Source organism: Burkholderia sp. AU45274 (assembly GCF_030482505.1).
In the GTDB taxonomy this organism is placed as follows: domain Bacteria; phylum Pseudomonadota; class Gammaproteobacteria; order Burkholderiales; family Burkholderiaceae; genus Burkholderia.
Map to the genome: position 1 here is coordinate 110967 of NZ_JAUJQE010000003.1, position 25037 is coordinate 136003.

At 66.1% G+C, this 25037-nt stretch carries 25 protein-coding genes; 13 read left to right on the forward strand and 12 right to left on the reverse strand.

Annotation, left to right across the window (positions count from 1 at the left end; all coding sequences use genetic code 11):
• The first annotated feature begins 363 nt into the window (after nt 1-363).
• Nucleotides 364-1788 (forward strand): PLP-dependent aminotransferase family protein, encoded by a 1425-nt coding sequence (locus QZM35_RS13280; protein ID WP_089429568.1) that lies wholly within the window; start codon nt 364-366, stop codon nt 1786-1788.
• A 148-nt stretch (nt 1789-1936) separates the two neighbouring features.
• Here QZM35_RS13280 and moaD read toward each other — a convergent pair whose 3' ends face one another.
• The 5 genes from moaD to fdhD all read right to left on the reverse strand — a co-directional run bounded on the left by moaD (nt 1937) and on the right by fdhD (nt 6281).
• On the reverse strand, nt 1937-2194 hold the full coding sequence (moaD, locus tag QZM35_RS13285) for a molybdopterin converting factor subunit 1 (protein WP_089429569.1): 258 nt from the start codon (nt 2192-2194) through the stop codon (nt 1937-1939).
• 51 nt (nt 2195-2245) lie between these two features.
• Entirely contained in the window at nt 2246-2815 is a 570-nt protein-coding gene (locus QZM35_RS13290; RefSeq protein WP_089429570.1) for a molybdenum cofactor biosynthesis protein MoaE, read from the reverse strand.
• 46 nt (nt 2816-2861) lie between these two features.
• A complete protein-coding gene (moaA, locus tag QZM35_RS13295; protein WP_089433620.1) occupies nt 2862-3986 on the reverse strand; it encodes a GTP 3',8-cyclase MoaA in 1125 nt (374 codons plus the stop codon).
• Nucleotides 3987-4188: 202 nt separating this feature from the next.
• Nucleotides 4189-5403, reverse strand: coding sequence for a gephyrin-like molybdotransferase Glp (gene glp, locus QZM35_RS13300; protein WP_174970860.1), 1215 nt, complete (start codon nt 5401-5403; stop codon nt 4189-4191).
• Nucleotides 5403-6281, reverse strand: a complete 879-nt coding sequence (fdhD, locus tag QZM35_RS13305) for a formate dehydrogenase accessory sulfurtransferase FdhD (RefSeq protein ID WP_089429574.1) — start codon at nt 6279-6281, stop codon at nt 5403-5405. Before fdhD ends, glp begins: the two co-directional genes overlap by 1 nt.
• Nucleotides 6282-6709: 428 nt before the next feature.
• Between fdhD and QZM35_RS13310 the strand changes: the two genes are divergently transcribed.
• From QZM35_RS13310 to QZM35_RS13330, 5 genes are all read left to right on the forward strand, one after another.
• Complete coding sequence (locus QZM35_RS13310) at nt 6710-8110, forward strand: cytochrome ubiquinol oxidase subunit I (RefSeq protein WP_089429575.1); 1401 nt, start codon at nt 6710-6712, stop codon at nt 8108-8110.
• 3 nt (nt 8111-8113) lie between these two features.
• Nucleotides 8114-9121, forward strand: a complete 1008-nt coding sequence (gene cydB, locus QZM35_RS13315; RefSeq protein ID WP_089433623.1) for a cytochrome d ubiquinol oxidase subunit II — start codon at nt 8114-8116, stop codon at nt 9119-9121.
• A 197-nt stretch (nt 9122-9318) separates the two neighbouring features.
• Nucleotides 9319-10239, forward strand: coding sequence for a bestrophin family protein (locus QZM35_RS13320; RefSeq protein WP_301776103.1), 921 nt, complete (start codon nt 9319-9321; stop codon nt 10237-10239).
• A gap of 79 nt (nt 10240-10318) precedes the next feature.
• A complete protein-coding gene (locus QZM35_RS13325) occupies nt 10319-10912 on the forward strand; it encodes an SMI1/KNR4 family protein (protein WP_301776104.1) in 594 nt (197 codons plus the stop codon).
• Between the two features lie 36 nt (nt 10913-10948).
• A complete protein-coding gene (locus QZM35_RS13330) occupies nt 10949-11335 on the forward strand; it encodes a VOC family protein (RefSeq protein WP_301776105.1) in 387 nt (128 codons plus the stop codon).
• Between the two features lie 25 nt (nt 11336-11360).
• Here the strand turns inward: QZM35_RS13330 and QZM35_RS13335 are convergent, their stop codons facing one another.
• From QZM35_RS13335 to QZM35_RS13345, 3 genes are all read right to left on the reverse strand, one after another.
• Entirely contained in the window at nt 11361-11801 is a 441-nt protein-coding gene (locus tag QZM35_RS13335) for a nuclear transport factor 2 family protein (RefSeq protein ID WP_301776106.1), read from the reverse strand.
• Between the two features lie 128 nt (nt 11802-11929).
• Nucleotides 11930-12280, reverse strand: a complete 351-nt coding sequence (locus QZM35_RS13340) for a DUF1493 family protein (RefSeq protein WP_301776107.1) — start codon at nt 12278-12280, stop codon at nt 11930-11932.
• A complete protein-coding gene (locus QZM35_RS13345) occupies nt 12280-12744 on the reverse strand; it encodes an STM2901 family protein (RefSeq protein ID WP_367620787.1) in 465 nt (154 codons plus the stop codon). The genes QZM35_RS13340 and QZM35_RS13345 overlap by 1 nt, the downstream gene beginning before the upstream one ends.
• A 425-nt stretch (nt 12745-13169) precedes the next feature.
• On the opposite strand from QZM35_RS13345, the gene QZM35_RS13350 reads away from it, so the two are divergent.
• Nucleotides 13170-13580, forward strand: a complete 411-nt coding sequence (locus QZM35_RS13350) for a VOC family protein (protein ID WP_301776109.1) — start codon at nt 13170-13172, stop codon at nt 13578-13580.
• A 111-nt stretch (nt 13581-13691) separates the two neighbouring features.
• Here the strand turns inward: QZM35_RS13350 and trpS are convergent, their stop codons facing one another.
• Both trpS and QZM35_RS13360 read right to left on the reverse strand, forming a co-directional pair.
• Nucleotides 13692-14705 carry a tryptophan--tRNA ligase gene (gene trpS, locus QZM35_RS13355; RefSeq protein WP_301776110.1) on the reverse strand — a complete coding sequence of 338 codons (1014 nt, stop codon included), beginning with the start codon at nt 14703-14705 and terminating at the stop codon, nt 13692-13694.
• A 212-nt stretch (nt 14706-14917) separates the two neighbouring features.
• Complete coding sequence (locus QZM35_RS13360; RefSeq protein ID WP_174970848.1) at nt 14918-15073, reverse strand: hypothetical protein; 156 nt, start codon at nt 15071-15073, stop codon at nt 14918-14920.
• A gap of 643 nt (nt 15074-15716) precedes the next feature.
• Between QZM35_RS13360 and QZM35_RS13365 the strand changes: the two genes are divergently transcribed.
• The gene (locus QZM35_RS13365; RefSeq protein ID WP_301776111.1) at nt 15717-16700 is read left to right on the forward strand and encodes a DUF6396 domain-containing protein; all 984 of its coding nucleotides are present in this window, start codon (nt 15717-15719) and stop codon (nt 16698-16700) included.
• Between the two features lie 289 nt (nt 16701-16989).
• Here QZM35_RS13365 and QZM35_RS13370 read toward each other — a convergent pair whose 3' ends face one another.
• Nucleotides 16990-18033: a YhcG family protein gene (locus QZM35_RS13370; RefSeq protein ID WP_301776323.1), complete on the reverse strand. Its 1044-nt coding sequence runs from the start codon at nt 18031-18033 to the stop codon at nt 16990-16992.
• A gap of 426 nt (nt 18034-18459) precedes the next feature.
• Between QZM35_RS13370 and QZM35_RS13375 the strand changes: the two genes are divergently transcribed.
• The 4 genes from QZM35_RS13375 to argE all read left to right on the forward strand — a co-directional run bounded on the left by QZM35_RS13375 (nt 18460) and on the right by argE (nt 22173).
• Complete coding sequence (locus tag QZM35_RS13375) at nt 18460-19818, forward strand: NAD(P)/FAD-dependent oxidoreductase (protein WP_089429585.1); 1359 nt, start codon at nt 18460-18462, stop codon at nt 19816-19818.
• Nucleotides 19819-19893: 75 nt separating this feature from the next.
• Nucleotides 19894-20331: a RidA family protein gene (locus tag QZM35_RS13380; RefSeq protein WP_089429586.1), complete on the forward strand. Its 438-nt coding sequence runs from the start codon at nt 19894-19896 to the stop codon at nt 20329-20331.
• An 8-nt stretch (nt 20332-20339) separates the two neighbouring features.
• Nucleotides 20340-21017, forward strand: a complete 678-nt coding sequence (locus QZM35_RS13385) for a DUF1028 domain-containing protein (protein ID WP_089429587.1) — start codon at nt 20340-20342, stop codon at nt 21015-21017.
• Entirely contained in the window at nt 21010-22173 is a 1164-nt protein-coding gene (argE, locus tag QZM35_RS13390; RefSeq protein WP_301776112.1) for an acetylornithine deacetylase, read from the forward strand. Before QZM35_RS13385 ends, argE begins: the two co-directional genes overlap by 8 nt.
• 81 nt (nt 22174-22254) lie before the next feature.
• Here argE and QZM35_RS13395 read toward each other — a convergent pair whose 3' ends face one another.
• Nucleotides 22255-23178, reverse strand: a complete 924-nt coding sequence (locus QZM35_RS13395; protein WP_089429589.1) for a LysR substrate-binding domain-containing protein — start codon at nt 23176-23178, stop codon at nt 22255-22257.
• A gap of 399 nt (nt 23179-23577) precedes the next feature.
• Here QZM35_RS13395 and QZM35_RS13400 point away from each other — a divergent pair, with 399 nt between their 5' ends.
• Complete coding sequence (locus tag QZM35_RS13400) at nt 23578-24999, forward strand: cytosine permease (RefSeq protein ID WP_089429590.1); 1422 nt, start codon at nt 23578-23580, stop codon at nt 24997-24999.
• Nucleotides 25000-25037: the final 38 nt, after the last annotated feature.

Sequence of the window (25037 nt, forward strand, 5' to 3'; positions counted from 1 at the left end):
CCACGCGCGCCGTCCGGCGTCGCTGCGCGCGATTTGCCGGCATCGCGGCCCATTTCATAAGACGTACAGTTCTCCCGCGATGCGCGATGCGCGCCGAACTGTACTCTTGTTCGCGCGATCGATGTGTGTACTCGTCGCCAACTGTTCTGCTCTTAAGATTCCATCATCAAGTGCACAGTGCCGCAGATCCAGTCGTACCGGAACCCTGTCGGCGCATCTTCAAGAGAGAGCCAGTGCGATGGAAAAGGCAAAACCGGAGGGAAAGATCAGGAATCACGACGGCCCGGCCGGCGGGCGAAACACGGGCGTGTCGGACGCAAACGGCGGGGCAGCCCAGCTGCGCGAGCCGGCGGGAGGCACGCGATGAAACTCTATGAAAAACTCGCGGACGACATCGAGCGCCTGATCCGCCAGGGCGTGTACCGGCACGGCGACCGGATTCCTTCGGTGCGGCAGGCGAGCCAGCAGCACCGGATCAGCATCACGACCGTGCTGCATGCGTATCTGTTGCTGGAAAGCCGCGGGCTGCTCGAAAGCCGGCCGCAGTCGGGCTATTTCGTGAACCTGCGACGCGACGACAGCCATGCGCCGGTGCGCGAGCTGCGGCCGTCGAAGCCGATCGCGATCTCGTCGTCGGTCGACGTGAGCCGGCTGGTGCTGTCGACGCTGCGCTCGATCGGTACCGACGACGCGGTGCCGCTCGGCTCGCCGTATCCGGACCCGAGCCTGTTTCCGTTCGAGAAGCTGAACCGCTATGCGTATGCGGCCGGCCGTGACAAATCGCTGTGGGGCGTGACGGACGGCTTGCCGCCGGGGCATCCGCGGCTGATCCGCCAGATTGCACGCCGCTACCTGGAAAACGGGATGTCGGTGGACCCGAACGAGATCATCGTGACGGTCGGCGCGACGGAGGCGATCAACCTGTGCCTGCAGGCCGTTGCGAAACCGGGCGACACGATCGCGGTGGAGTCGCCGACGTTCTACGCGATGCTGCACGCGATCGAGCGGATGGGAATGAAGGCGATCGAGGTCGCGACACATCCGGAATACGGAATCGACATCGCGGCGCTGGCCGCGATCGCGAAGTCGCAGCCGATCGCCGCGTGCATGGTGATGCCGAACTTCCAGAACCCGCTCGGCTTCCAGATGCCGGACGAACGCAAGCGCGAGCTGGTCGAATTCGCGACGAAGACCGGGATGCCGCTGATCGAGAACGGCGTGTACAACGAACTGTATTTCGGCGATGCGCATCCGAGTTCGCTGAAGTCGTATGACCGCAGCGGGATCGTGCTGCACTGCTCGTCGTTCTCGAAGAGCCTGACGGCCGCATACCGGATCGGCTGGGCGTTGCCGGGCCGCTATCGTGACCAGGTCGAGAAGCTGAAATTCCTGAACACGCTCGCGACGCCGTCGCTGCCGCAGCTCGCGATCGCTGAGTTTCTCGAACGCGACGGCTACGAGCATCACCTGCGGCGCCTGCGCAAGGCGTATGCGCAGCAGGCGAACCTGATGCGCGCGATGGTGTCGCGGTTCTTTCCGGAAGGCACGCGCATCTCGAGCCCGGCGGGCGGGTACGTGCTGTGGGTCGAGCTGCCCGCGCAGATCGACGCGATGCGGCTGTACCAGCTCGCGCTGGAGCAGGGGATCACGATCGGGCCCGGCTACATGTTCTCGATCACGGACAGCTACCGGAACTTCATCCGGTTGAACTACAGCAGCCCGTGGTCGCCGGAAATCGAGCAGGCGGTGATCACGGTCGGGAAGCTGGCGGCGGCGTGCATGCGGTGAGCGGGCACGCGCGGTATCGTGTGCTTCAACGACGAAGCCGGCCTGGTGCCGGCTTTGTCATTTCGACGGCATGCAGCGGTGGCCGCGCAGAAGCCATCGCCGGCCGGGCGCTCGCAATCGGGTGCCCCGGAGGCTTGCGTGACCGAGGTTAACCCCCCGTCACCGGCGGGAAAAACGCCACCTCGCTGTCCTCCCGCACGACGAAGCCCCCCGTCACCATCTCGAGATTCACGGCGGCCCGCACGGGCCGGTCCATCCGCAGCGCTTCCGCGCTGCGCGCGTCGCGTGCGGCCAGCGTGTCGCGCAGCGCGTCGACGGTGAGTTCGCGCGCATCGATCTCGACGGTTTCTTCATCGATTGCCAGTTGTTCGCGAATGCTTGCGAAGTATTTGATCGTCAGTTTCATTGCGTTGTCTTCAGAAGGAGCGGCGGAATCGGAAACACGAAGCGAACGCAATCAGCCCCAGCGCCGCATCGCCTGGTCGTCGTGCGCTTTCGCCTCGACCCAGCCGGACACACCGTCGTGGCGGATCTCCTTCTTCCAGAACGGCGCATGGGTCTTCAGGAAGTCCATCAGGAATTCGCACGCGTCGAACGCGGCGCCGCGATGCGCGGCGGCCACCACGACCAGCACGACCGTCTGGCCGAGCGGAATGCGCCCGACGCGATGCACGATCTTGATCGTTTCGAGCTGCCAGCGCGCGCTGGCTTCCTCGACGATGCTCCATAGCGCCTGTTCGGTCATCGTCGGATAGTGCTCGACCTCGAGCGCGATCACGTCATCGACGTCGCCTTCGTTGCGCACCACGCCGAGGAAATTCACGACCGCGCCGACATTCGGATTGCGAACGATCGGCGCGAGCTCGGCGCCGGCATCGATCGACGCGTACTGGACGCGCACTTCGAAGCCCGCGGCAATCGACGGTGGCGGTTCGGGATGCGGGTCGGTCGCGTTGTCGGGCGCGGGGCTGCCCGCGTGCAACGGATCGTCCGGCAGACCGGCACGGGATTCGGTGAAGCTCGTCATGACGATTCTCCTGTAGGCGGTGCGGCCTGGGGCGCGCGGCGGCCCCTCAGCCGCCGACCAGCGACATGCGCACGGTCGGATAGGTCTTGCCCGGCGCGCGGGCAGGCCGTGCGGCCCGGCGCTCGGAATAGCGGTCGTCGCGGTGCGTCCAGCGTTCGCGCACGGCGGCGGCGAGGTCGGCGCTCGACGCTGCGTCGTCGAGCCATGGCCGCAGATCGGTGCCTTGCGTCGCGAACAGGCACGTGTAGAGCTGCCCGTCGGCCGACACGCGGGCGCGCGAGCAGGTGCCGCAGAACGGATGCGACACGCTCGCGATGAAGCCGACTTCGCCCGCGCCGTCGATGTGCGCGCAACGGATCGCGGTCGCATCGTGCGCCGGTTCGCCGACGAGCACGAGCGGATAGTGTTCGTCGATCAGCTCGCGCATTCGCGCGGCCGGCACGACCTTGTCGCCGGACCAGAAGCTCGCGCCGCCGACGTCCATGTATTCGATGAAGCGCACGGCCACGCCGGTGTGCCGGAAGTGCCGCACGAGCGGGAGGATCTGGTCGTCGTTCGCGCCGCGCTCGATCACCGCGTTGACCTTGACCGGCGCGAGCCCCGCCGCCTGCGCGGCCTCGATGCCGGCCAGCACGCGCGACACGGGCACGTCGGTGTCGCTCATCCGGCGGAACACCGCGTCGTCGAGCGCATCGAGGCTGACCGTCACGCGCGACAGGCCCGCGTCGCGCAGCGTGCGCGCCTTCGCGGCCAGCAGCGAGCCGTTGGTCGTCAGCGCGATCTCGACGGGCTTGCCGTCGACGGTCGTCAGCGCGGCGAGACGTTCGATCAGCGCTTCGAGGTTGCGGCGCAGCAGCGGCTCGCCGCCCGTGATGCGGATCTTTTCGACGCCGAGCGACGTGAACGCACGGGCGATCTTTTCGAGTTGCGCGAACGACAGCCGCTCGGACGACGGCATGAACGCATAGTCGGCGCCGAAGCTTTCGCGCGGCATGCAGTAGCCGCAGCGGAAGTTGCATTGATCGATTACGGACAGGCGCAGGTCGCGCAGCGGGCGGCCGAGCGTGTCGGTCGTGCGGGGGAATGCGCCGGGCGATGCGCCGCCGGATAGTGCGGCAGCGGCCGGCGCGGCGGAAACGATGGCATTCACGATCGGTTCGTCGGCCTGCAAGAAGTAAGCGGTGGGGCGTCGCCGGTCGGCCGTGCGTGTGCGGATGGGCAGGCGCACGGCGCGTGACGAGCCTCATCGTGAGGATAGTCCGCGGGGTTTTCGCGGCAGGGACACAATCGCGCCCGAATTGCAGGGATACAGTTCGTCGTACGACCTGCGCGACGGCGAAGGCCGTGAATCGGGCGGGTGAGGGTCATCGCGCTCATGCAAGCCAGTGCGCGAATTCGTAATACGGTACCGCGTCGCCGCACGCGATGCGCTGCCCGGCCGGCAGCCGCGCGAGCCCGCTCGCCTGCACGAGCGACTGCAGCGTGCCGGCGCCTTGCTGGCGCAGCGTGTCGAGCGCGGGCGTGCCGTCGAGGCCGACGGTGCAGTGCACGCGCACGAAGCGTTCGCGCTGCGGATCCGGTTCGAAGTCGGCGTCGATCGGCAGCGACGGCACGATCGGCAGGCGTGCGCTGCGCCCCTGCAGGCGGCGGATCAGCGGCGCGACGAACAGCGCGAACGCGGTCATCGCGGCCCCCGGATTGCCGGGCAGCAACACCACCGGCCGCGTGTCGAGCCGGGCGAGTGCAACCGGCTTGCCCGGCTTCATGCGCACGCCGGCGACGATGAACGACGCGCCGAGCGCGTCCAGCGCGGGGCGCAGCAGATCCTTGTCGCCGACCGATGCGCCACCGACGCAGATCACCAGGTCGCAACCCGCGTGCAGATCGCGCAGCGCACGATCGACGGCGGCCGCGGTGTCGGCCGCATGCAGGCGCATCGCGACTTCGGCACCGGTTCCCGAAACGAGCGCGGCGAGCATCGGCGCATTGCTGTTGTAAATCTGTTGCGGCGCACGCGGCTGCCCGCACGCGACGAGCTCGTCGCCGGTCGTCAGGATGCCGACGCGCAGCGCCGGGCGCACGTCGACGCGCGCGAACCCCTGCGCGGCGGCCACGCCGACGTGCATCGGGCCCATGCGCACGCCGGCCGGCACGAGCCGGTCGCCGGCGCGCACTTCCTCGCCCTGGCGGCGGATGTGCGAGCCGCTGCGCTGCGGCGCGTCGAACGCGACCCAGCCGTCCTGCTCGCGTGCGTGTTCCTGCATCACGACGGTGTCCGCGCCGGGCGGAATCACGCTGCCGGTGAAGATGCGTGCGGCCGTGCGCGGGGCCAGCGGCGCCGGCGTGTCGCCTGCGTAGCAGCGCTGCGCGACGTGCAGCGGCTCGCCGTGCGCGAGATCCGCGTGACGCACGGCGTAGCCGTCCATCGCACTCTGGTCGGCCGGCGGCTGGTCGAGCACGGCGATGAGCGGCGCGGCCAGCACGTGGCCGGCGGCTTCCGCGACCGGGACGGACGTGGTGGCGCCGAGCGGCGCGAACGCAGTGGCGAAATGCTGCTGCGCGGTGTCGAAATCGGTCAGGGGTTTCATCAGGAGCGCGCCGGATGCGCTTGAGCGAGCGCGGGTTGATCGGGTTGAGAGGGCTGAGCGGCGTCGGGCGACACGTACTCGACGAAGCCGTCGTTGCGGCAGAAGCCGACCAGCCGGACGCCGGCTTCGCGGGCGACGTCGATCGCGAGCGAGGTCGGCGCCGAGATCGTCGCGATCATCGGGATGCCGACCCGCGCGGCCTTGCGCACCAGTTCGTAGCTTGCGCGGCTGGACAGGAACACGAAGCCGTCATGCAGGTTCGCGCGGCGCCGCGCGAGCCGGCCGATCAGCTTGTCGAGCGCGTTGTGGCGGCCGACGTCCTCGAACACGTCGAGCACGTCGCCGTCGCGGTTGCACCACGCGGCCGCATGGATGCCGCCCGTCTCGCGCATCAGCGTCTGGTGGGCCGGCAACGCGCGCGCGGCACGTTCGATCGCTGCCGCGCCGATACCGGCGGCCGTGCCGGCGGCGGCGATGCGCGGCGGGTGCAGGTCGAGCTGCGCGATGCTTTCGATCCCGCAGACGCCGCAGCCGGTGCGGCCGGCCAGTGCGCGCCGGTGCGCCTTCATCGCCATGAATGCCTGCTGCGACACGGTCAGCCGCACTTCGGCGCTGCCCGCACGGCATTCGCTTTCGAGGTCGAACACGTCCGATGCGCGCTCAACGATGCCTTCGCTCAGCGCGAAGCCGAGGCCGAACACGTCGAGGTCGATCGGGGTCGCCATCATGACCGTGTGCGCAATGTCGTTGAACACGAGTGCAACCGGCGTTTCCTCGACGACGCTGTCGACGGTGTCGCGCGCTTCGCCGGCACGGTGGCGCGTCACCTGACACGCGGTGCTGCCGGTCGGCTCGTCGCGGCGGATGCAGGACTCCATGCGGTTTTCTCCAGGCGGATCGGCCGGTGGGCCGGCCGGGTCGGGCAGGTACGCCGGACCAGGGGAATCGGGATGCTGCCGGGCGGGCGCGGCCGAGGGGGCGCGCCGTCGCTTCCGGCAGGCGTTTCATGGGATGTTAAGGGGGGTGACAGGCACGCCGGATATACAGCGCTGCAACGCCGAAAGCAGTACAGCTGACCCTCCCGCAGGCACGAAATGTGTTTTCCGTGCACACATCTTCGGCGGCGTAAGCAGCACAGTTTCAACGCACGTTCGAACGATTGCGAGTATCGTTGCAAACGCGATATCGTCATTCACGCTTCGATGCCATGCGAGTGACCGTTTGTGTTCGCATGTGTTGTCGCCAAGCCGTCGCGCGATTTCCTGCTTCGAGCGTACGTCCTCACAACCACGAGCAAATTACGGTCATGGAAATCTTCGATGCGTTCCATCTCGCCCGCTTGCAATTCGCGTTCACGGTGTCGTTCCACATCGTGTTTCCCGCGATCAGCATCGGTATGGCGAGCTTCCTGGCAGTGCTGGAATGGCGCTACCTCGTCACCGGCGATGCCGCCTACAAATCCATGTTCCAGTTCTGGTCGAAGATCTTCGCGATCGGCTTCGGGATGGGCGTGGTCTCCGGCGTCGTGATGGCGTACGAGTTCGGCACCAACTGGGCCGGCTTCTCGCGCGTCGCCGGCAACATCACGGGCCCGCTCCTCACGTATGAAGTGCTGACGGCGTTCTTCCTCGAAGCCGGCTTCCTCGGCGTGATGCTGTTCGGCTGGCAGCGCGTGAGCCCCCGCGCACACTTCTTCGCGACGCTGATGGTCGCGGTCGGCACGCTGATCTCGACGTTCTGGATCCTCGCATCGAACAGCTTCATGCAGACGCCGCAGGGCTACAAGATCGAGAACGGCCTCGTCGTGCCGGTCGACTGGTTCAAGGTCGTCTTCAACCCGTCGTTCCCGTACCGTCTCGTGCACATGACGATCGCGGCGTTCATCGTCGCGGGCTTCATCGTCGCCGCGTGCGGCGCGTGGCACCTGCTCAAGGGGCGCCGCGACGAGCCGGTGAAGCGCAGCTTCTCGATGGCGCTGTGGATGCTGCTGATCCTCGCGCCGATCCAGATCGTCGTCGGCGATGCGCACGGGCTGAACACCCGCGAATACCAGCCGGCCAAGATCGCGGCGATCGAGGGGCTGTGGGAAACCGAGAAGGGCGGCACCGCGCTGAACCTCTTCGGGTTGCCCGACATGCAGGCCGAAACCACGCGCTATGCGATCCAGGTGCCGCACCTCGGCAGCCTGATCCTCACGCACAGCTGGGACGGCGAGATTCGCGGGCTGAAGGAATTCCCGCCGCAGGACCGCCCGTATTCGCCGATCGTGTTCTGGACGTTCCGGATCATGGCGGGCCTCGGGATGCTGATGCTGCTCACCGCGCTGCTCGGGCTGCTGCTGAGAAAGGGCGGGCGCCTGTATGAAACGCGCTGGTTCCAGTGGTTCGTCGTATGCATGGGGCCGTCGGGCATCCTCGCGCTGCTGGCCGGCTGGATCACGACCGAGGTCGGGCGTCAGCCGTGGACCGTGTACGGCGTGCTGCGCACCATCGATTCGGTCGCGCCGCTGAGCGCGCAGCAGGTCGGCGTGTCGCTGCTGATCTTCGTGGTCGTGTATTTCCTGGTGTTCGGAACGGGTATCTATTACATGATGAAACTGATGAAGCGCGGGCCGGCTGCCCAGGCCGGGTATATCGAGCTGCACCGGCATCCGGGGCTGCGCAAGAGCGCGCTGTCCACGCCGCTGAACGTCACCGAAGCGGAGTAAGCCATGCACATCGATCTTCCTGTCATTTGGGCCGCGATCATCGGCCTCGGCGTGTTCATCTACGTGATGCTGGACGGCTTCGATCTCGGCATCGGCCTGCTGTTTCCGTTCTTCGACGCGAAGGCCGAGCGCCAGGTGATGCTCGACACTGTCGCACCGGTGTGGGACGGCAACGAGACGTTCCTGGTGCTCGGCGGCGCGGGGCTCTACGGCGCGTTCCCGGTCGTGTATTCGACGCTGCTGCCGGCGAACTACCTGCCGCTGGTGCTGATGCTGGTCGGGCTGATCTTCCGCGGGGCGGCGTTCGAGCTGCGCGCGAAGGCCACGCGCACGCAACACATGTGGGATCTCGCGTTCATCGGCGGCTCGGCGCTGGCCGCGTTCTGCCAGGGGATCGTGCTCGGTTCGCTGCTGCAGGGCATCAAGATCGAGAACAACCAGTTCGCGGGCGGGCCGTTCGACTGGCTGTCGCCGTTCAGCCTGCTGTGCGGGATCGGCGTGCTCGTCACGTATGCGACGCTCGGCTGCGGCTGGCTGATCCTGAAGGTCGACGGCGAGCTGCAGCGCAAGATGCGGTTGCTGATGAAGCCGCTCGCGGGCGTGCTGCTCGCCGTGATGGGCGTGGTCAGCCTGTGGACCGTGATCGGGCTGCCGGCCGTCGCGCACCGCTGGTTCGGCAGCGGCAACCTCGGCTGGTTCCTGCCGGTGCCGGTGCTCGTCGTCGCCTGCGTGTGGGGCATCTTCCACACCGTGAAGCGCGAGCACGAGGCCACGCCGTTCCTGCTGACGCTCGCGCTCGTGTTCCTCGGCTACACGGGGCTCGTGATCAGCATCTGGCCGAACATCGTGCCGCCGTCGCTGTCGATCTGGGACGCGTCGTCGAGCCACTCGAGCCAGCTGTTCGCGCTCGTCGGCACCGTGATCGTGCTGCCGATCATCCTCGTGTACAACGCGATGCAGTACCGCGTGTTCCGCGGCAAGGTGCGCGAGGGCGACATCGGTTATCACTGAGCGGCCATCACTGAGCGGCCATCGATGAACGCCGCATGATGTGACGGGCGCGGCGGGCGCTGGCGTGGGCGTATCATCACGCGCAGCGCGGCACACGTGCCCGGCATTCACCCGACAGCGGCCCGCCACGCGCGGGCCGTTGCGCATCGGGCGCAGGCGCGCCGTACGATGCATCCCTTGGCAGTCGAGAAAACACCATGATCGTCCGACCACAACAAAACTGGCTCAGGATGCTGTTCGTCTGGAACGGCTCCGTGCTGCAATCGATCATTCCGCAGCTCGTGTTCATGGCGATCGTCAGCACGCTGGCGGTCTTCACGAACGGGCGCATCTTCGGCGAGAAGATCCCGCTCAACACCGCGCCGTTCACGCTGTTCGGGCTCGCGCTCGCGATCTTTCTCGGGTTTCGCAACAGCGCGAGCTTCGAGCGCTTCAAGGAGGCGCGGCATCTGTGGGGCAACCTGCTGATCGCGGCGCGTACGCTGACGTCGCAGTTCAATCGCTACCTGCCCGACAGCGTGAGCGACGCCGAGCGCAATCGGCTGGCCGACCTGCTGATCGCGCTCACCTATGCGCTGAAGCATCAGCTTCGTCATACCGATCCGACCGCAGACCTGCAGCGCATTCTCGGTGCGGAGCGCACGGCCGAGCTGGGAGGCAAATGCTTCAAGCCCGTCGCGATCCTCGACGAGCTGCGCGGCGGCATCGTCCGCGCGCTGGGCCGTGCGCCCGGCAGCGACGCGACCTGCTGGATGTTCGAGACGCAACTCGACGAGGTCGGCAAATCGGTCGGCGGTTGCGAACGCATCCTGTCGACGCCGATCCCGTTCTCGTACAGCGTGCTGCTGCATCGCACGGTGTATGCGTATTGCGTGCTGCTGCCGTTCGGCCTTGTCGATTCGACGGAGTTCTTCACGCCGTTGATCTGCGTGTTCATCTCGTACACGCTGATCGCGCTCGAGGCGATCGCGAGCGAGGTGGCCGAGCCGTTCGGCCTCGCGCCGAATGCGCTGGCGCTCGATGCGATCACGCGCACGATCGAGCGGTCGGTGCTCGAACTGGGCGATCGCCCGCTGCCGGAGGAATTCGTGCCGGCGTCGACGTACCAGATCACGTAGGCGGGGGCGCGCAAGCGCGAAAGTGGCGGATCGCGTCGGGCGCTAGAATGGCGCTTGCCTGTTCTTCGGACCTGACGCAATGACCCTCGTCGATACCTATCTCGCCGGCCTGCGCGCGGCGCTGCCCGACACCGACAACGCCGCGCTTGCCGCCGCCAGGGGCGCGACGCCCGCGCAACTCGACGCGCTGCGCGCCGTGTATCCGCAGTGCCCGGCGAGCCTGATCGAACTGCTCGGCAAGCTCGACGGGACCTACCGGCGCGACTACGACGGCACGACGGTCAAGGTGCTGGTGCTGGGCTCCGACGTCGACGAATACCCGTATTTCCTGCTGTCGGCCGCGCAGATGCTCGAGAAAGGGGCGAAGTACCGCGACAGCATCGCGGAGATGTATGGCGACGACGCAAACGACGACGGCGAACTCGTCGATCCGCGCATCGACATCGCGCTGCCGCTGGGCCGGCGGCTGTGCTTCTCGCATTGCGTGAACAACGGCGGCACGTCGCAGCTCTACCTCGACTTCGACCCGGCGCCGGGCGGCAAGGTCGGGCAGGTCGTGCGCTTCCTGCACGATCCCGACAACTATGCGGTGATCGCCGACGACTTCGACGGCTATTTGCGCAAGCTGATCGACGGCGGTTATGCGTTTGTCCTCGATTGCGACGAAGAATAGCGGCGGGGCGTGGCTGCCCGTTCAGGAGAGGTTGAAATGCGCATCTACGTGACGAGTATTTTTGTCGACGACCAGGACAAGGCGTTGACGTTCTATACCGACAAGCTCGGGTTCAAGCTGAAGAACAACGTGCCGGTGGGCGAGTACCGCTGGCTGACCGTGGTGTCGAAGGACCAGCCCGAGGGCACCGAACTGCTGCTCGAGCCGAGCCACCATCGCGCGGTCGGGCCTTACAAGCAGGCGCTGTACGAGGACGGCATTCCGGCGGCATCGTTCCAGGTCGACGATCTCGATGCGGAGTTCGCGCGGCTCAAGGCGCTCGATGTCCGCTTCACGCTGGAGCCGATGGACGCCGGGCCCGTGCGCGTCGCGGTCGTCGACGATACGTGCGGGAACCTGATTCAGTTGATGCAGATGAAGTGAAGTACGGCGCCGCCGCGCGGGGCATTCACGCGGTTGCGACCGGCGGCGCATCGTGCATCCAGCTGCGCTCCTGCGTGCGGCTCCGGATGCGCCACCCGCATTCGGTTCGCACCAGCAGGTCGCGATACCAGAGCCCGACGAAGCACACGCGATCGTCGCCGGCATCGTCGGCCGAGATCATCACCGCCTGGCCGGCCGTTCGCGCGGTCGCGGCGTCGCCGTCGACGACCAGCAGCGACGTCGAGATCGTGTGCTGCGTGCCGCGCATCGCCGACGTCACCTGTTCCAGATAGGCGGCAACCTCCGCGCGATGGCCGACCGGGCCGCCGAACGCCGAGTAATCGAGTGTCGCGTTGGCCGCGAAGAGGCGCTCGAATTCGCGCCAGTCGTGGCGGTCGACGGCGTGGCAGTAGCGGGTCAGCAGATCCTGGATCTCCATCCGGTCGATCGTTTCCTGTGGCGTCATGGTGTCGTGGGTGGGTGGATGACGGGGAAACGATAGCGGGGGCGAGTGGGTGCGGCATCGGCGGAGTGGACTAAGGCGACTAGGGACTCACGATCGGTCGAGCAAGTGTAGGGGGCTGCCGGCGCCGATCATTCGTTGATTGCCTCCGAGTCCCACTTGCCCAGTGAGATCGCCTTGTACAGCATGTTGACGGTCAATGCTTCCCGTTTGAACGTATGGGGTTTCCTGAGCAGGTACTTGCGCACAACGTGATACAGGATCCCTTCACCTTCCATCAGGAAGTACCGTCCGAAATCGTAGTCGCCGCGATCCACCTCGAATCGCGTGAAGAATCGATCCATGAAGATGTCGGCATCGTCGCCGGTTTGTCCGAGATCGTCGGATACGGAGGTATTCCCGGTAATCTGGCGTTTGCCCGATACGGCGGTTTCCTCACGAACGAATGCTTCCAGTTTTTCCCACAATTGATGGTCGTCCATTACAGAATCCTGTCCTCCGGTTTTGCAATCTGGTTGTACCGGGAAACGGTGTTCCGGACAATATGGAAGGCATCTTTGGCGAGCAGGACCCAGCCAACGCCTGGCACAGTCCGGCCAACGAATACCGCGAGGCGATGAGTCAGGATCACGCGCAGATTCTTGATGCTTTGTAGCGTGACGGTCGGAAGTACCTTGCGTTTGAATTCATGCCGGAATACCGACCGTGCCATCACCGATGCAACGGAGGTACCTCGGGTTGCCCCGAGCGGCTTGGCGCGAGTCGGAAGGATCGGCAGGCCGGAGAGAATCAGAATAACGGCTTCTACATCGTCGATTCCGGCCTGATTGCACGTTTCATCGATGGCGATCAAGAAGAATAGTTCGGTCGGACTCAGGTTTTGCTGGTTCTGGTAGCGATAGGTATTCACTTGGTGCCCTCGGGGCGCAGGCGAAACAAGCCACATGTGCTGCACGCTTCGCTGGCCGTCTTTGTAATTGGTGGGCCACGTTAGCGAGACCGTCATTGCAGGTCAATTTCGGACTGAGGGCATGCGTGTGGCTTGCGATGGCTCGAGCGCTCGGGTGCGAACTGCCCGAAGCCTGCAGTTGCTGCGCTGTTGCCGGTGAGCGGCGAGGAAACGATCTCGGCCGGTGCGGTTCCCGATGCGACGGAAGGCTTGAACCGAAAGGTTTCCAAGTGTCGCTGGCCGTGCTCAGGGCCAATGCCCGTCTTGACAGCGGTTTCGTGCTGCATCCGTATGGGCGCGCAGCGAGCCGAGGTGCTGACCGAATGTCGCGCCCCGGTCGCACGGACGCTGGCGGGGAGGGTCGGTCGAGGCGAAACAGGCATGAGTGTGTAGACTCACGCTTATTCAATGGAGCAAACCCCATGCAATTGCTTGATCACGTATCCATTGGCGTGCCGGATATTGACGTTGCGCGCCCGTTCTACGACGCCATCATGGCCGCGCTGGGCGCAGCCAAGGTCTATGACCGGCCGACCGCGCTCGGCTATGGCGAACGCTGCAATGCGAACGACACCGCGTCGACTTTTCTGGCGGTCTATCTGGATTCCGCCGAAGTCGGCATGAGCAAGCGGCACTGGTGCTTCAAGGCCGCGAGCCGCGAGCAGGTGGATGCGTTTTTCAATGCCGGCCTGGCGACGGGCGGGCAGTCCGACGGGGAGCCCGGCTTGAGGCCGCATTACCACGGCGATTACTACGGCGCGTTTCTCGTCGACCCGGCCGGTAACAGGGTGGAAGCGGTGTGCCACGCGGCCGTGCCGACGCACGCATCGTGATGAGGTTGCGGTGGCATCGACGCTCGCTTGCGCATGTGACGCGGTGCTGACCGCCGCGCACCGGGCCGATACCGTCCGGCGCGCGAAGCGGGTTCGCACTGCCTGCGCCGCTCAATCGAAGTAGTTCAACCCCATCGCGCCCTTCACTTCCGCGAGCGTCGCGCCGGCGACGTCCCGCGCGTGCATCGTGCCGCGCTTCAGGATCGCCATCACTTCGGCCTTGTCGGCCTCGAATTCGCGGCGGCGTGCGCGGATCGGCTCGATCAGCGCCTGCAGCCGCTCGTTCAGCACGCGCTTGACGACGCTGTCGCCGAGCCCGCCACGACGATAGTGGGCCTTCAATTCGTCGACTTTCTGCTCGTCGGGCTCGAACGCGTCGAGGAACGTGAACACGACGTTGCCCTCGACCTGGCCGGGATCGCTCACGCGCAGGTGGTTCGGGTCCGTGTACATGTCCTTCACGGCCTGCGTGATCTCGTCCGGCGTCGAGCCGAGCGTGATCGCGTTGCCGAGCGACTTGCTCATCTTCGCCTTGCCGTCGATCCCCGGCAGCCGCGTGACCGGCGACAGCACGGCCTCGCATTCGACCAGCACGGGCTGCTCGACGGTCGCGTTGAAGCGGCGCACGAGTTCGTTGGTCTGCTCGATCATCGGCAACTGGTCGTCGCCGACGGGTACGTGGGTTGCCTTGAACGCGGTGATGTCGGCCGCCTGGCTCACCGGGTAGGTCAGGAAGCCGGCCGGGATGTCGCGCTCGAAGCCGCGCAGGCGGATCTCTTCCTTGATGGTCGGGTTGCGTTCGAGGCGCGCGACCGTGACGAGGTTGAGCAGGTACTGCGACAGCTCGGCGAGCTCGGGCACCTGCGACTGCACGACGATCGTCGAGATCGCCGGGTCGATGCCGACCGCGAGATAGTCGAGCGCGACCTCGATCACGTTCTCGGTGACGCGCTGGCTGCGGCCCATGTTGTCGGTCAGCGCCTGCGTGTCGGCGAGCAGCAGGAACTGCTTCGCTTCATGCTGCATCTGCACGCGGGCGCGCAGCGAGCCGATGTAGTGGCCGAGGTGCAGCGGGCCGGTCGTGCGGTCGCCGGTGAGGATGGTCGGTCGGGTCGGGTGGGTCATGTTGGTCGTGGCTCCAGGTTATCGAAGCCGCCAGCCATGGTGTCTGCGCAGAAACGCAAATGCCGCCATCGCTGGCGGCATCACGTTTGGGACATGCAAAAGGAAACGGGCCGCCTGGGTCAGGCGCGCCACCAGCAATGCACGTTCGGCGAGGCGGGTCGGGTTTCCATTGCGTGAGTATAGCGTAGTGCGGGGACGGATGGCCGGGCGCGTCAGCGGATCACCGACTCCATCGCGAGGTACGCGGTTTCGGCCGACGGCCACAGCAGATATAGCAGGCCGGCCATCAGCAGCAGCGCGCCGGCGCGCGCCAGCGGCGTGCGGTCTTTGTGCTGCGGGGGGCGGGGGGGCTGCTTCGAGTTCTTCATGCTTTCAGACTTGCCGGCGCGAAAGGCGCCGCTCCAACGGTTGCTGCAACGGGTCGGGTAGGGCGACGCCGGGTGTTGCGGATTTGACGGGGGCTGTGGGGCACCGTGTTGCCTGGGCTGGACGGCACGGATGGCGGGTCGAGGTCCATTAAAAGGGATCGATCGGGTATCCTGTGCTCGCTTTCCATGCCGAGGCGACCGGCATCCTACCAGTTTGGCGATGTGTGCATAGTCAAGAATTGTCGGAGAGGCGTGCGGCCGGAGGCGACACCTCCGACTCGCTGTGGTCCACAACGCTTGCGGCGCGTAGTGCGCGGAGCCATTGCCGGTGATTGCGACGACTGGCTCCCGTCCTGGCCTCGGCGATAGGCCGACCGCCGTTCCCTGACCCGATCCGAGGATGGGGCCCGAGCTACATCGAAAGTAAACTGCTGCTGATGATGATCGACGACAGTTTCTTCACGTTCGGGAGCGCCGACCGGCTTCCTGCATCCGTCCCATGATGAGCGTGCGACAGGCGTTCGCTTTTCCTGAGTAGGCTTCCCAAATCGTGCTAAATCAATTGCGTTCGACTCCCGCCAACCGTATCGGCTTGACCCGGTTGGTTTCGGCTTTCCTGTTCATTGCATGCGCAGCCTGCTCAATGAACGATTCTCTTCCTCGCAACATGTCGTTGACCGCCTTCAACCCTCATCGCACAGCGTTTGAGTGCAAGCACGAGGTTGACGTGGCGCCCCCGCTCGATCCCGAGGCCGATCGATGGAACCAGCAGGCAATGGTGCAGACCAGCGCGCTGTTGTGGCCGAACCAACGCGATTACAAGGGCGCTGTCGATTTGTGGGCGAAGGCGGCCGAGCGCAAGCACTGGAAGGCAATGCTGAATCTGGCGAACGCCTACGCCCAGGGGGAGGGGGTGGATCGTGATTCCGAACATGCCCTGCAGATCACCGAACAGGCGATGAAACTGGGTATTCCGGCGGCCTACGATCTGATGGGTACGTATTACATGGACGGGATGGGCGTAAAACAGGATGCCAGCCGCGCCTATGCATTCTGGCAATTGGCCGCCGATAAGGGCAGTCCGAGTGCGATGGCGTATCTGGGTGGCAAGATGGACGCGCTCTACGACGACCCCAAGGCGGGGTTCTGGGGCAACCGCAAGATCGCACTCCAGATGCTTGAATGTGCGGTCGCGCAGGGCAACGGGCGTGCGGCGTATGTGTTGGGAACGACGATCGCGGGCGATCGAGCCGAGTTGGGCGAGAACAACGAACGTGCGCTCAAGACGTTGCATGCGGGCGTGAAATTCGGTAGCGCCGAGAGTGCGGGATATTTGTTCGGTGCGTTCGATGATGGCGATCCGGTAGCCGGTGGCGTGAAGGATCGCGCTCGCGCCGAGCGTTACAGCGTCCTTGCCGATCGCCTGGAACGCGACCCCGACCTGCGTCTGCCGAACCTTGACAAGATGGTGCCGCTGCCGCCCGCCAAACTGCCCAAATGGGACGGCAAAAAGGAGACGTTGATCGACGCGGCGAAGGCGGTGACGTCTGCGCCGGCGTCGCCGGCCAAGGCCGCCGTGCCTCCCGTGTCGCTGCGTACGGGGCGCGCGCACGTGCCCGATGGCTAACTGCTGCCGGAGAAGCCGCAGGTCACCGTGCCTCCGCAGGCGGAAACGACTGCCGCTCCTGACGGTGGTTACTGGCTGGCACAACTGAAATATCCGATCGCCGAACGTCGCTTCGCCTCCGGCGATCCGGTGTCGCGGCACGCGCGCGTGCCTGGTGGCGGGCATCTGGCAGGCCGATGTGGCGGACGATCATCCGTTGGCGGTCACGTTCAACCCGTAGTATCGCCAGGCCTACGTCATGCAGAGCGACACGTTCCCCGATCTGCGAGGCGGGCCGCTGACCAACGAACTAGGCAGGGACATCCGGAAGATCGGGGCGCAACTCGGCCTCGATCTGATCGATGGTCGGGAGGCCAGTCTCAAGTGAGGGGGGAACCTCACGCATAAGCTGATATTCAGCCACGCCCATCGGTTGAGTCACGCCGCGGAGCGCATATTCCGCGACAAGCCGATTCTTCTCCTTGCACAGAAGCAAGCCGATGGTTGGCTGGTCTTCCGGCGCCTTGACCTGCGCGTCGAGCGCGGAAAGGTAGAAGTTCAGTTGTCCCGCATACTCCGGCTTGAACGGCGGCGTTTTCAGTTCGACGACGACATAGCAGCGAAGCTTGAGATGGTAGAAAAGCAGATCGATGAAAAACTCGTCGCCGCCAACCTCCAGCCGGTACTGACGCCCGACGAATGCGAACCCGGCGCCCAGTTCGAGCAAAAAACGAGTGATGTGCTGCGTGAGCGCACGTTCGATATTGCGCTCTTGTGCGTTCTCGGTCAGGCCGAGGAAGTCGAGGATATAAGGATCCTTGAGCGCGTCGCGGGCGAGATCCGACTGCGGAGGCGGCAGCCGGTCGGCGAAATTCGTCACGGCGTTGCCGGCGCGCGCATGGGCGGCCGTCTCGATCTGCATGGTCAACACGCTGCGCGACCATCCGTGCTCGAGCGACTTTTCCGCGTACCAAAGCCGCTGCGGGGCGTCATCAAGCTTGTCGAGCAATGTCACAACGTGAGACCACGGTAATTGTGCAACGGGCTGTTGCACAAATTCCGGCCGCGGAAAAGCTTGTGCGAGGGCGCGCATGTACTTGAGGTTGCGCGGAGAAAACCCGCGCATGTCAGGAAACGCTGCCTTGAGATCACGCGCAAGTTGGTCGACGACGCCGGCCCCCCAGCCCTGTTTTTGCTGCCGATCGAGAATATCGCGACCGATCTGCCAGTACAGTGAGACCAACTCGCGATTTGCGCTGGCGACGGCCCGCTGCCGAGCGCGCTCGACGCGCTGCTTGAGCTCGGTGAACCAGTGACGATAATCCTCAGCCCATCCAAGTGTGCTGAGTTTCAGACATGCAGCGACAAAATGCGCTCATGCTATTGACGCTCGCGGCTCCTTCACGAGGTGCAGCCGAAGTCGCGGATGGTGGGCCGACGATCAGCCTCACCGAACCTTCTTGTGGCCGGTCTAAGGATGATCGGTTGTTCATCTGACCGAGGCGTTGTATGCCAACGTTCCCCTCCGCTTGATAACCGAATACGATTGAGGCAAATCAAGCAGATTTCGCATTGCTGCTAGACACGCCAATTGCTTCTCGTGAGCGTGCGAGAAAGCCACCCGCACCGCTCGCCACCCCCACTACCCCCAGCTTTTTGTTCGTCAACACCAACAAAAATCATCATTTCGCGCCTGCCTGCGCATCAGCAGAATGTCTCCATTCCAACTCACGCGACAACCCGAACGTCGCGCCGAGCCGCACTTCCGAAGGAGACAGCCGTGGCAGTCGAAACAACCTCAATCGATACGCTCGTCGTCGGCGCCGGTCAGGCCGGCGTGGCCATGAGCGAGCACCTGGGCAAGCTGGGCGTACCGCATCTCGTGCTGGAGCGCAGCCGCATCGCCGAACGCTGGCGCACCGGGCGCTGGGATTCGCTGGTCGCGAACGGCCCCGCATGGCATGACCGCTTCCCCGGCCTCGAATTCGACGGCCTCGATCCCGATGCGTTCGCAACGAAAGACCAGGTCGCCGACTACTTCGAAGCGTATGCGCGCAAGTTCAACGCGCCGATCCGCACCGGCGTCGAGGTGAAGCAGGTCGTGCGCAATGCCGGCAAGCCGGGTTTCATCGTCGAGACGTCCGACGGCACGATCGAGGCGAACCGCGTGGTCGTCGCGACCGGGCCGTTCCAGCGCCCGGTGATTCCGCCGATCGCCCCGGACGACGCCCGCCTCGTGCAGATTCATTCCGCCGACTATCGCAACCCGGCGCAGCTTCCGGAAGGGGCGGTGCTGGTGGTCGGCGCGGGGTCGTCGGGCGTGCAGATCGCCGACGAGCTGCAGCGCGCGGGCCGGCAGGTCTACCTGTCGGTCGGCCCGCACGATCGGCCGCCGCGTGCGTATCGCGGCCGCGATTTCTGCTGGTGGCTCGGCGTGCTCGGCGAATGGGACAAGGAAGTCGCGACGCCCGGCCGTGAGCACGTGACGATCGCGGTGAGCGGCGCGCGCGGCGGCCACACGGTGGATTTCCGCAAGCTCGCGAACCAGGGCGTGACGCTCGTCGGGCTGACGAAGTCGTTCGACGGCGGCGTGGCCGTGTTCGAACGCGATCTGGCGATCAATCTCGCACGCGGCGACGAGAACTACCTGTCGCTGCTCGACGCGGCCGACGCCTATGCGGCGCGCAACGGCCTCGACCTGCCGGAAGAGCCGGAAGCCCGCCGCATCCTGCCGAACCCCGACTGCGTTGCGCATCCGATCCTCGCGCTCGACCTTGCCGGCGCGGGTGTCACGTCGATCATCTGGGCGACCGGCTATGCGGTCGACTACGGCTGGCTGAAGGTCGACGCGTTCGCCGACAACGGCAAGCCGCAGCACCAGCGCGGCGTGTCGAAGGAGCCGGGCATCTATTTCCTCGGGCTGCCGTGGCTGTCGCGGCGCGGCTCCAGCTTCATCTGGGGCGTGTGGCACGACGCGCGGCACATCGCCGACCACATCGCGATCCAGCGCACCTACCTCGAGTACCACGACGCATCGCAGCGCCGCTCGACCGCGCACGCGGAACAGGACGGCGCCGCGCCGCATGCCGACGCGCAGCCGCACGCCGATACGCAGCCGCTCGCCGATACGGTGAACTGACCGAACCCCCGCCGCCTGACGCACCGCGTCTGCTTCCGGTGCGGCGGCGTGACCCCTGACGACTGAAGGATTCCGATGAGCCAACCCACCCACACCCGTATCCGCATGTTCAACACGAAGGATACCTACCCGAACCAGACGCTCGACAACGACCTGTGCCAGGCCGTGCGAGCCGGCAACACCGTCTACGTGCGCGGCCAGGTCGGCACCGATTTCGACGGCACGCTGATCGGTCTCGGCGATCCGCGCGTGCAGGCCGAGCAGGCGATGAAGAACGTCAAGCAACTGCTGGAGGAAGCCGGCAGCGACCTCACGCACATCGTGAAGACGACGACTTACCTGATCGACCCGCGCTATCGCGAGCCGGTGTACCAGGAAGTCGGCAAGTGGCTGAAGGGCGTGTATCCGATCTCGACGGGGCTCGTCGTGTCGGCGCTCGGCCAGCCGCAGTGGCTGATGGAAATCGACGTGATCGCCGTGATCCCGGACAACTGGCAACCGAACCGCGCGTAGGAGGCGACATGACTTTCTCCATCGTCGGGCGTTGCCCGGAGACGGGCCAGCTCGGCATCGCGATCAGCTCGTCGAGCATCGCGGTGGGCGCGCGCTGCCCGTGGGTGCGCGCGGGCGTCGGCGCCGTCGCGACGCAGAACATCACGCTGCCGGCGCTTGGGCCCCAGATCCTCGACCTGATCGAGCACGAGCAGCTCGCGCCCGCCGCGGCGCTCGATCGCGCGCTCAGCGCGAACGGCTGGAGCCAGTACCGGCAGGTCACGGTGATCGACGGGCAGGGGCAGACGGCGTGCTTCACCGGCAAGGAAGCGCTCGGCACGCATCACGCGGTGCAGGGCGAGCAATGCGTGGCGGCGGGCAACCTGCTGGCCGCGCCGGCCGTGATCGACGCGATGGCGCGTGCCTTCGAACAGGCGCCCGGCCTGCTCGCCGATCGCCTGCTGGCCGCGATGCACGCGGCGATGGCGGCCGGCGGCGAGGCGGGGCCGGTGCATTCGGCCGCGCTGAAGGTGGCCGGTGACGTGACCTGGCCGATCGTCGACCTGCGTGTCGACTGGGCCGACACCGATCCGATCGGGCAGCTCGATGCGCTGTGGCAGGCGTATCGGCCGCAGATGCAGGACTACCAGACGCGCGCGCTGAACCCCACCGCCGCGCCGAGCTACGGAGTGCCGGGCGATGAATGACACGTCGAGCCGCGCATTGCTGGAACGGCTGATCGGTTTCGCGACGGTCAGCCGCGAGTCGAACCTCGAGATGGTCGCGTTCATCCACGACTATCTCGCGGGCTTCGGCGTCGAGAGCGAATTGTTCTACAACGCGGAACGGACGAAGGCGAGCCTGTACGCGACGATCGGGCCGCGCGATCGCGGCGGCATCGCGCTGTCGGGCCATACCGACGTGGTGCCGGTCGACGGGCAGGCGTGGACGGTCGAGCCGTTCCGGCTGACCGAGCGCGACGGCCGCCTGTACGGCCGCGGCACGGCCGACATGAAGGGCTTCATCGCTTCGGTGCTCGCGGCCGTGCCGGCGTTCGTCGCCCGGCCGCTGGGCATGCCCGTGCATCTCGCGTTCTCGTACGACGAGGAAGTCGGCTGCCTCGGCGTGCGGCCGATGCTCGATGCACTGGCCGCACGCGCGCACCGGCCGCGCCTGTGCCTGATCGGCGAGCCGACCGAGCTGAAGCCGGTGCTCGGTCACAAGGGCAAGCTCGCGATGCGCTGCCACGTGAAAGGTGCCGCGTGCCACTCGGCGTACGCGCCGTCGGGCGTCAACGCGATCGACTATGCGGCGAAGCTGATCGGCCGGCTCGGCGAGATCGGCGCAGCGCTCGCGCGGCCGGAACGGCACGACGAACGATTCGATCCGCCGTTCTCGACCGTGCAGACGGGGCTGATCAAGGGCGGCCGCGCGCTGAACATCGTGCCGGCCGAATGCGAGTTCGATTTCGAGGTGCGGGCGCTGCCGGATTTCGATGCGCACGACGTGCCGAGGAAGCTGCAGGACTATGCGGAATCCGAACTGTTGCCGAGAATGCGTGCGGTGCAGCCCGATACCGACATTCAACTGCAGCCGCTGGGCGCGTATCCGGGCCTTGCGACCGCGCCGGACAGCGAGGCCGCGCGTCTGCTCGCGATGCTGAGCGGCTCCGATGCGTTCGGCACGGTGGCGTTCGGCACCGAGGGCGGGCTATTCGGGCAAGCCGGCATTCCGACCGTGGTGTGCGGGCCCGGCAGCATGGACCAGGGGCACAAGCCCGACGAGTTCGTCACGCTCGACCAGCTCCACGGCTGCGACGCGATGCTGGCGCGGCTGGCCGCCCATCTTTCCGCAGCCGCCTGACGCGGCACGCCTGACCGACGCGCACGCACCGCCTCCCGCGGCGCGGGCGCTTTCGTGTTCCTTCCGGTTCCTTCAGGTTCCTTATCGCACCGTTTCCGCGACGATCTGCGCGAGCCGCTCGCGGCAAAAATCGACGAACGACTGCGCCTGCTTCGTGAGTTGCCCGCGCTTCAGCCGTGCACTCACGAGCCCCGACGGGCTCACCGTCTCGCTGAGGCCGATCGTCACGACGCGCTGGCCGTCGTACGTGTATTCGGAATGCGGGCGCGTGACGAGCAGCGAGAAGCCGAACCCCTGGCCGACCATCCCGCGCACCATCTCGATCGACGGCGATCCGAACACGATGTTCGGCGTGAGCCCGAGTTCGTGAAAGAGGCTGACGAAATACGTGCGGCTCGGCTGCACGTCGAGCAGGATCATCGGCTCGACACAGAGGTCGCGCAACGACACGTGCGTCTGGCCCGCGAACCGGTGATTTTCCGGCAGCAGCACGTACGGCTGCTGCGGCGGCATCAGCGGCTCGGTCTCGATCGTGCCGTCGAGATCGTGGTCGTACATCAGCGCGAGATCGAACGTGCCGGACGTCAGGCCCTGCACGAGTTCCTGCTGGTCGCCGTCGCGCAGCCGGATGTTCACGCCCGGGTAGCGCTCGCGAAAGCCCGCGATCAGTTGCGGCAGATAGAGCGGCGCGACCGTCTCGAAGCAGCCGATGTCGATCTGCCCGGTGACCACGTCGTTGTCGGCGAGCGCGTTCTGTTCGAATTCGTGCGCGATGCGCAGCAGCTCCTGCGCCTTCCGGTAGAAGCGCGTGCCGCTCGGCGTCAGCGACACGCCCTGCGCGTGATGGCGGATGAACAGCTTCACGCCGAAGCTTTCCTCCAGACCCTTGATCGCGCTGGAGATCGACGGCTGCGCGATGAACAGCTGGCGCGACGCCTCGGCGACGCTGCCGGATTCCACCGTCGTCACGAAGTATTTCAGTTGCCGCAAAGTGTAGTGAGCCACAAGCACCTCTGATGCACGGCCCCGGCGTGCCGCCGCGGGCGCAATCTGTCCATGGTTTGCGTAGCACCTTACCTGAAAGCCCCCCGGCGCCGAAATGTCCGCTGCAGAGCTTTTTCGTATGTCCCGGAAATATTTTTAGTATTTTCCGGTCGCGCGGGTCGTGGCGCACCATCGTCTCCAACCTGGATCAAGAAGCAAACGAAGCGGCCGCGCACGCACCGGCGGGACATGGCATCCGCCCCCGCCCCCGCATGCGCATCGTCCGCTTCGCTCGACCCGCCGCGCGTGCACGCGGCGCGTCGTCGCTCGCGTATCCGGACCCGATTGCCGGCGCGCCCCCCAACGCGCGCCGGCTGACACGGCAAGCGCGCATCGCCGCGCAGGACAGGAGACATCACCATGACGAACGTGGACCGCAACGCGTCCCCGATGATAGAGAAGCACACGATCGGCTACGTGCCGCCCGCGGAGCGCCACGGCAAGGTGCGCGACCTGTTCACGCTCTGGTTCGGCGGCAACATCGCGCCGCTGCCGATCGTGACCGGCGCGCTCGGCGTGCAGCTCTTCCACCTGAACCTGATGTGGGGCATCGTCGCGATCGTCGTCGGCCAGGCGGTCGGCGGCGTGCTGATGGCGCTGCATTCGGCGCAGGGGCCGCAGATGGGCATCCCGCAGATGATCCAGAGCCGCGCGCAGTTCGGCTCGTGGGGCGCGCTGCTCGTGACCGTGATCGCGGCCGTGATGTACGTCGGCTTCTTCGCGTCGAACATCGTGCTGGCCGGCAAGTCGGTGCACGGCATCGCGTCGTCGGTGCCGGTGCCCGTCGGCATCGTGATCGGCGCGGTGGGCTCGGGGCTGATCGGGATCGTCGGCTACCGGTTCATCCACATCCTGAACCGGATCGGCACGTGGGTGCTCGGCATCGGCATCCTGGTCGGCTTCTGGATGATCCTCACGCACGTGACGACCGACGATTTCCTGACGCGCGGCGGCTTCAACTTCGCCGGCTGGCTCGCGACGGTGTCGCTGTCGGCGTTGTGGCAGATCGCGTTCGCGCCGTACGTGTCGGACTATTCGCGCTATCTGCCGGAAAATGTCGGCGTGGCGTCGACGTTCTGGGCGACCTATCTCGGCTGCACGATCGGCTCGACGCTCGCGTTCATCTTCGGCGCGGTCGCGGTGCTCGCGGTGCCGGCCGGCGCGGACGCGATGGATGCGGTCAAGCAGGCCACGGGCCCGCTCGGCCCGCTGATGCTCGTGCTGTTCCTGCTCAGCGTGATCAGCCACAACGCGCTGAACCTGTACGGCGCGGTGCTCGCGGTGATCACGTCGGTGCAGACGTTCGCATACAAGTGGATTCCGACCGCGAAGGCACGCGCGGTGGTGTCGGTCGTGATTTTCGTCGCGTGCTGCTACGCGGCGATCGGTGCGTCGACGAACTTCGTCGGCAACCTCGTCGATCTCGTGCTCGCGCTGCTCGTCGTGCTGGTGCCGTGGACGGCGATCAACCTGATCGACTTCTACGTGATCCACAAGGGCAAGTACGACATCAAGTCGATCTTCATGGTCGATGGCGGGATCTACGGCCGCTTCAACCCGCAGGCGCTGCTCGCGTATGCGATCGGCATCCTCGTGCAGATTCCGTTCATGAACACGCCGATGTATGCGGGCCCGATTCCCGCGCATCTCGGTGGCGCGGACCTGTCGTGGCTGGTGGGGCTCGTGCTGACGTCGCCGCTGTACTACTGGCTCGCGACGCGCGACAGCGCGTACCGGCGCCGGCAGACGGGCGCGACGATGCCGCCGACGGCGGCGCGGTAACGACGGGGAAGGAAGGGGGCCATCGCATCCGTTCAGAC